The sequence below is a fragment of the Methylobacterium bullatum genome (assembly GCF_014845095.1).
Taxonomy (GTDB): domain Bacteria; phylum Pseudomonadota; class Alphaproteobacteria; order Rhizobiales; family Beijerinckiaceae; genus Methylobacterium; species Methylobacterium bullatum.
Genome location: NZ_NKUG01000090.1, coordinates 1 through 6,384, shown reverse-complemented (window position 1 = coordinate 6,384; position 6,384 = coordinate 1). Strand labels below are relative to the sequence as shown.

The following is a 6,384-nucleotide window of genomic DNA, read 5'->3' as shown; positions in this document are numbered from 1 at the left end:
TCCCCACAAGGGGGAGGGGGACGCGCTCGACTGAAGGGCAGAACCGCCTCTCACAGATCCGGCGAGAGCGGCATCTGGATCGAGCCGTCGATGTGCTTGATCGGCCCGTCGGCGCCGGGGTTGATGTCGAAGTCGAAGATCTTCGTGGGAATCCAGAGCGTGGCGCAGGCGTTCGGGATGTCGACGACGCCGGAGATGTGGCCCTGGACCGGGGCGGTGCCGAGGATCGAGTAGGCCTGGGCGCCCGAATAGCCGAACTTCTTCAGGTATTCGATGGCGTTGAGGCAGGCCTGCCGGTAGGCCACGGTCACGTCGAGGTAATGCTGCTTGCCGTATTCATCGACCGAGACACCCTCGAAGATCAGGTGGTCGTCGAATTTCGGCGTCATCGGCGACGGCTTGAAGATCGGGTTCTTGATCCCGTATTTCGACATGCCGTCCTTGATGAGACTCACCTTGAGATGGACCCAGCCCGCCATCTCGATGGCGCCGCAGAAGGTGATCTCGCCGTCGCCCTGGCTGAAATGCAGGTCGCCCATGGAGAGGCCGGCGCCCGGCACGTAGACGGGGAAGTAGATCTTCGAGCCGCGCGACAGATCCTTGATGTCGCAATTGCCGCCATGCTCGCGGCCCGGCACCGTGCGGGCGCCTTCCGCCGCGGCCTTGTCCTTCGCCTCGCCCTTGAGCCGGCCCATATGGGCGGTGGGACCGAAGGGCAGCGTGGCGAGCGCCGGCACACGGCCGGGATTGGTGTCGTAGAGCGCCTTCTCGCGGGTGTTCCAGGTCTCCAGCATCTTCGGATCGGGCAGGCAACCGATCAGTCCGGGATGGATCAGGCCGGGGAAGCGCACGCCGGGGATGTGGCGCGACTTGGTGAACATGCCCTCGAAATCCCAGATCGACTTCTGGGCCTGGGGGAAGTGTTCGTCGAGGAAGCCGCCGCCGTTCTTCTTGGAGAAGAAGCCGTTGAAGCCCCACTGGCTTTCGGGCTTGGCGCCGATATCGAGGAGATCGACCACCAGGAGATCGCCGGGCTCCGCGCCCTCGACGCCGATGGGGCCGGACAGGAAGTGGACGATCGACAGGTCGATGTCGCGCACGTCGTCGGCGGAATCGTTGTTCTTGATGAAGCCGCCGGTCCAGTCATAGGTCTCGACGATGAAGTCGTCGCCGGGCTTGACCATGGCCACCATCGGAATGTCCGGGTGCCAGCGATTGTGGACCATATCGTTGTCGTAGGCCGACTGCGTCAGGTCGACCTTGATCAGGGTCTCAGCCATCGTTGTTCGACTCCCTCTGGCGTGACCGGGGCGTGCGCCCCGTTTGGGCCGGCCGGCTCATCCGGCGGGCCGTAAACGATGGCCGGCGGCGCCCTTGGCGGCGCGGCCCGGCTCTTCAGCTCGCGAGCAGCTCTTTGAGCGCGGCGTCGAGCGTGGCGATGTCGTCGGGGCTGGTACCGGGGCCGCCGGCGAAATGGCCCCACCAAGTTTCGATCACCCGCAACTCGGCGTTCGGCATCGATTCCGCCTCGATCCGGTTGTCCTCCGGCGGGAAGTACAGGTCGGTGGAGGCCGGCATCAGGATCGCCTTGGCGCGGATCGCGGCAAGCGCAGCCTTGGTATCGCCCTTGAAGACCGGGTTGGCGCCGATATCGCCGTTCTGCCAGGTCCAGAGCATGGCCAGCAGATCGTTGGCGTCTCGGGTGTAGAACAGGCCTTCCCAGAACCCGACGAGGAAATCCTCCAGGGACGCGTAGCCCATATGGGTCAGGTCGGCTTCGATCCGGTAGAAGGTCTGCGACAGGCCCCAACCGGCATAGACCCGGCCGAAGGCGCGCAGCCCCTTGTTCGGCGGCGAGGTGTACCAGCCCTCCGCGAAGGCGGCGTCCGCCTGGAGGGCGGCCTTCGCCCCTTCGAGGAAAACGAAATTGTGCCGCGAACACTTGGCCGAACCCTGGAACGGCAGGATGCGCGGGACCATGTCGGGATAGAGCGCGCCCCAATGGTAGGTCTGGAGCGCACCCATCGACCAGCCCGTCACCAGCACCAGCGTTTCGATGCCGAAATGCTCGGTGACGAGGCGGTGCTGGGCCACGACGTTGTCGTAGGCCGTCACGTTGGGAAAACGCGGCCCGTCCCAGGGGGCGGGCGTGTTGCTCGGCGATGACGAGAGCCCGTTGCCGAACATGTTCGGGATGATGATGAAGTATTTGTCCGGGTCGAGAGCCTTGCCCGGCTCGATCAGCCATTCGTTCTCCGTGTGCTGGCCCGAATACCAGGTCGGATAGACGATGGCGTTGTCCTTGGCCGCGTTGAGCGTTCCGAATGTCTTGAAGGCGAGCTTGGCCTTGCGCAGCGTCTTACCGCATTGGAGCACATAGTCGCCGAGTTCGAAGATCTCGTAATCCGCCATGGGGGCTCCCTGGAGCTGTGTTGCGGAACGGCGGGCGAATGCGGCCCCGGCAATCAGACCGAAAGGAAGCGGGCGACCTGCGCCTCGTCGATGTCGGCCCGCATCGCCTCGTGGACGATGTTGCCGTTCTCGATGACGAGGACCCGGTCGGCGACGTCGAGGGCGAAGCTCAGCACCTGCTCGGAGACGACGATGGAGAGGCCGCGCTCGTCGCGGATCTTCTTCAGGGTCCGTCCCATCTCGCGGATGATCGAGGGCTGAATACCTTCGGTGGGCTCGTCGAGGAGGAGCACCTTCGGCCGGCTGGCCAGCGCCCGCGCGATGGCGAGTTGCTGCTGCTGGCCGCCGGAGAGGTTGCCGCCGCGTCTTGCCTTCATCTCCAGCAGGACCGGGAACATCGTGTAGAGGTCCTGCGGAACCTTGCGCTCCTTGGTGACGGTCAGGCCCGTCTCGATGTTTTCCTGCACCGTCATGGCCGAGAAGATCATCCGGCCCTGCGGCACGTAGGCGAGGCCGCCCGCCACGCGCTGGTGGCTCTTGAGGGCGGTGATGTCCCGGCCGTCGACGGTGATGGTGCCGGACTTTACCGGGACGATCCCCATCAGGGTCTTCATCAGCGTGGTCTTGCCCATGCCGTTGCGACCCATCACGGCGACGATCTCGCCCGGCGCGATGCTGATGTCGAGGCCGTGCAGCACCTCGCTCTGGCCATAGGCCGAGTGCAGGTCGCGGATCGCCAGCATCAGCTGAGTCCCGAGGGCGTGCGCCGGCGGGAGGGTGGCCGAGGCGGAACTGGTCTGAAGCATGGCGCCGGTCCTGTTCAGTGGCCGAGATAGACTTCGATGACCTTCGGGTCGTTCTTCACCCGCTCCATCGAGCCTTCGGAGAGCACCTTGCCCTGGTGCAGCACGGTGACCCGGTGGGCGATGTCCTCGACGAACTTCATGTCGTGCTCGATCACCAGCACCGAGCGGCCGACGATGATCTGGTTGAGGAGTTCGGCGGTCTTGATGCGCTCGCCGACGCTCATGCCGGCCACCGGCTCGTCGAGCATCAGGAGTTCGGGGTCCTGGATCAGCAGCATGCCGATCTCGAGCCATTGCTTCTGGCCGTGGCTGAGAAACTCGGCCCGTTCCTTGAGCTGATCTTTCAGGAAGATCATGGTCGCGACTTCGTGGATGCGGTCGCGGACCTCGGCATCGCGTTTGAAGGTCAGCGCGCCCCAGACCGTGCGGCCGCGGGGGAAGGAGATCTCAAGGTTCTCGAACACCGTGAGATCGTCATAGATCGACGGCGTCTGGAACTTGCGGCCGACGCCGGCCTGGACGATGGCGCTCTCCGAGATCTTGGTGAGTTCCTGGCCCTTGAACTTGATCGAGCCGGCGCTGGCCTTGGTGCGCCCGCAGATCAGGTCGAGCACCGTGGTCTTGCCGGCGCCGTTGGGGCCGATGATGACGCGGATCTCGTTGGGATCGACGTAGAACGACACGTCGTTCACCGCCTTGAAGCCGTCGAAGGAGACGGTGAGGGCTTCCACCGAGAGGAGGAAGTCCTTCGCGTCGGGGGATTCACCGATGATCGGCGAGCTCAGGATGGCGGCGTTCATCGTCAGTCTCGCTCCTATTCGGCGGGGGTGCCGTGGGGGACGGGTCCGCCCGCCGGCGCCAGTGCCTTGACCTTGCGGGTCAGGCGCGGCTCGACGTAGCTGCGGTAGATGCCGGCCAGCCCGTTGGGGAAGGCGAGCACGACGGCGATGAACAGGGCGCCGAGGCCGAAGAGCCAGAGTTCGGGGAAGCTCTCCGAGAAGGTGGTCTTGGCCCAGTTGACCAGAAGCGTGCCCCAGACCGCGCCGAACAGGGACAGGCGCCCGCCGACGGCGGCGTAGATCACCATTTCGATGGAGGGCACGATGCCGACGAAGGATGGCGACATGAACCCGACCTGCAGGGTGAACATCGCGCCCCCGATGGCGGCGAAGCCGGCCGCGAGGCAGAACGCGAAGACCTTGAACCCGGCCACGGAATAGCCCGAGAACCGGACCCGGTCCTCCTTGTCGCGCATGGCGAGGAGGATGCGCCCGAGCTTGGCCTTCTTCACGTATTGCGCCGCCAGGATGCAGCCGAGGAGCAGGCCGCCATTGACGAAGTAGAGGATGAACTTCGCGCTGTCGGTGCGGATGTCCCAGCCGTGCAGGGTGCGCAGGTCGGTGATGCCATTGATGCCGCCGGTATAGCCCTGCTGGCCGACGATGAGGATCGTCAGGATGGCGGCGATGGCCTGGGTGATGATGGCGAAGTAGGTGCCGCCGACCCGGCGGGTGAACATCGCGAAGCCGATGATGAAGGCGAAGAACACCGGCACGGCCACGACGAGGATCAGCGTCAGCGGCAGGCTCTGGAACGGCTTCCACATCAGGGGCAGTTCGGTGATCTGGTTCCAGTCCATGAAGTCAGGGATGCCGGGCGTGGACTGGATCTTGGTGTTCTCGACGCTCGAGGCTTCGAGCTTCAGGTACATGGCCATGCAATAGCCGCCGAGCCCGAAGAAGACGCCCTGCCCGAGGGATAGGATGCCGGCATAGCCCCAGCACATGACGAGGCCCAGCGCCACGAAGGCGTAGGTCAGGTACTTGCCGACGAGGTTGAGGCGGAACGCGTCGAGGGTCGCCGGCAGGACGAAGAGGATGAGGCCGGCGAGGAGAGCGAGGCTCACCCACTCCATCGGCTTCATGAAGGGATTGTCGTTCACGGTGAGCGACTTCGACAGGGTCTGGACGGGGCTTGTCATCGGGATGGCCTCCTCAGCGCCGGACCTTGAGGGTGAACAGACCCTGCGGGCGAACCATCAGGATCCCGACGACGGCGAGCAGCGTCAGAACCTTGGCGGTGGAGCCGGACAGGAAGAATTCGAGGGTCGACTGAGTCTGCGAGATCGAGAAGGCCGAGGCGATGGTGCCGAGGAGGCTCGCCGCGCCGCCGAAGACGACGATCAGGAAGGTGTCGACGATGTAGAGCTGGCCCGAGGTCGGCCCGGTGGAGCCGATCATGGTGAAGGCCGAGCCCGCCACACCGGCGATGCCGCAGCCGAGGCCGAACGTGTAGCGATCCACCTTCTCCGTATCGATGCCGACCGCGCCCGCCATGGGGCGGTTCTGCATCACGGCGCGGACCTGCTGGCCGAAGCGCGAGCGGTACATCAGCAGGCCGACGCCGACGGTGATGAGGGTGGTGATCGCCATCACGAACAGGCCGTTGATCGGCACCTCGATCGTGTCGGTGACCTGGACCGAGCCGATGAGCCAGGAGGGCAGTTCGACGCCGACTTCGCGGGCCCCGAAGATGGTGCGGTAGGCCTGTTGCAGGATCAGCGAGAGGCCCCAGGTGGCGAGCAGCGTATCGAGGGGGCGCTTGTAGAGATGGCGGATGAGCGTCCATTCGACGATCATCCCCAGGGCTCCCGAGGCCAGGAAGGCCAGGATCATCGCCACGAAGAAGTAGACGCCGAACAGGCCGGGCAGGTGGGTCTGGAAGAAGGTCGAGCACAGATAGGTGACGTAGGCGCCGAGAATCATGAACTCCCCGTGCGCCATGTTGATCACGCCCATCTGGCCGAAGATGACCGCGAGGCCGAGCGCCATCAGCACGTAGACCGAGAACAGGATCAGGCCGGCGAAACCCTGCATCGCGAAGATCGCGCCGAGATCTCCGAGTGAATAGTCACCGAGCATGTTTTCGACCTTCCGAAGAATCCGACGTCTGCTTTGCAAGCATTGGGCCGATCGGGCGTGGCGCGGTGCGACCCTGAAAAGGCAGGCTCTCTCCCCCCTTGTTGGGAGGGCCGGCGTGGGGGTGGCTCGCTGGTCTCCGCTCCGGGAGGGTCACCCAACCACCCCCAGCCCTAACCCCTCCCCGCAAGGGGGAGGGGGGCAGCGCATCCCGCCGAAAAACGTGGAACCCTTAAGCCCGCTGAGGG

Annotated in this window: 6 protein-coding genes; all 6 read right to left on the bottom strand. The window is 65.1% G+C overall.

The features are described from left to right. Nucleotides 1–50 precede the first annotated feature (50 nt). On the bottom strand, nt 51–1,280 hold the full coding sequence (gene fmdA / locus MBTS_RS13835; RefSeq protein WP_056146897.1) for a formamidase: 1,230 nt from the start codon (nt 1,278–1,280) through the stop codon (nt 51–53). A 115-nt stretch (nt 1,281–1,395) separates the two neighbouring features. Then, the gene (locus MBTS_RS13830; RefSeq protein WP_147831127.1) at nt 1,396–2,412 is read right to left on the bottom strand and encodes an alpha/beta fold hydrolase; all 1,017 of its coding nucleotides are present in this window, start codon (nt 2,410–2,412) and stop codon (nt 1,396–1,398) included. A 53-nt stretch (nt 2,413–2,465) separates the two neighbouring features. Beyond that, the gene (gene urtE / locus MBTS_RS13825) at nt 2,466–3,218 is read right to left on the bottom strand and encodes an urea ABC transporter ATP-binding subunit UrtE (RefSeq protein ID WP_147831125.1); all 753 of its coding nucleotides are present in this window, start codon (nt 3,216–3,218) and stop codon (nt 2,466–2,468) included. 14 nt (nt 3,219–3,232) lie between these two features. Then, nucleotides 3,233–4,018 carry an urea ABC transporter ATP-binding protein UrtD gene (gene urtD / locus MBTS_RS13820; RefSeq protein WP_018041704.1) on the bottom strand — a complete coding sequence of 262 codons (786 nt, stop codon included), beginning with the start codon at nt 4,016–4,018 and terminating at the stop codon, nt 3,233–3,235. A gap of 14 nt (nt 4,019–4,032) precedes the next feature. Continuing rightward, a complete protein-coding gene (gene urtC, locus MBTS_RS13815; RefSeq protein WP_018041705.1) occupies nt 4,033–5,199 on the bottom strand; it encodes an urea ABC transporter permease subunit UrtC in 1,167 nt (388 codons plus the stop codon). A gap of 13 nt (nt 5,200–5,212) precedes the next feature. Continuing rightward, nucleotides 5,213–6,139, bottom strand: coding sequence for an urea ABC transporter permease subunit UrtB (gene urtB, locus MBTS_RS13810; protein ID WP_018041706.1), 927 nt, complete (start codon nt 6,137–6,139; stop codon nt 5,213–5,215). Nucleotides 6,140–6,384 lie beyond the last annotated feature (245 nt).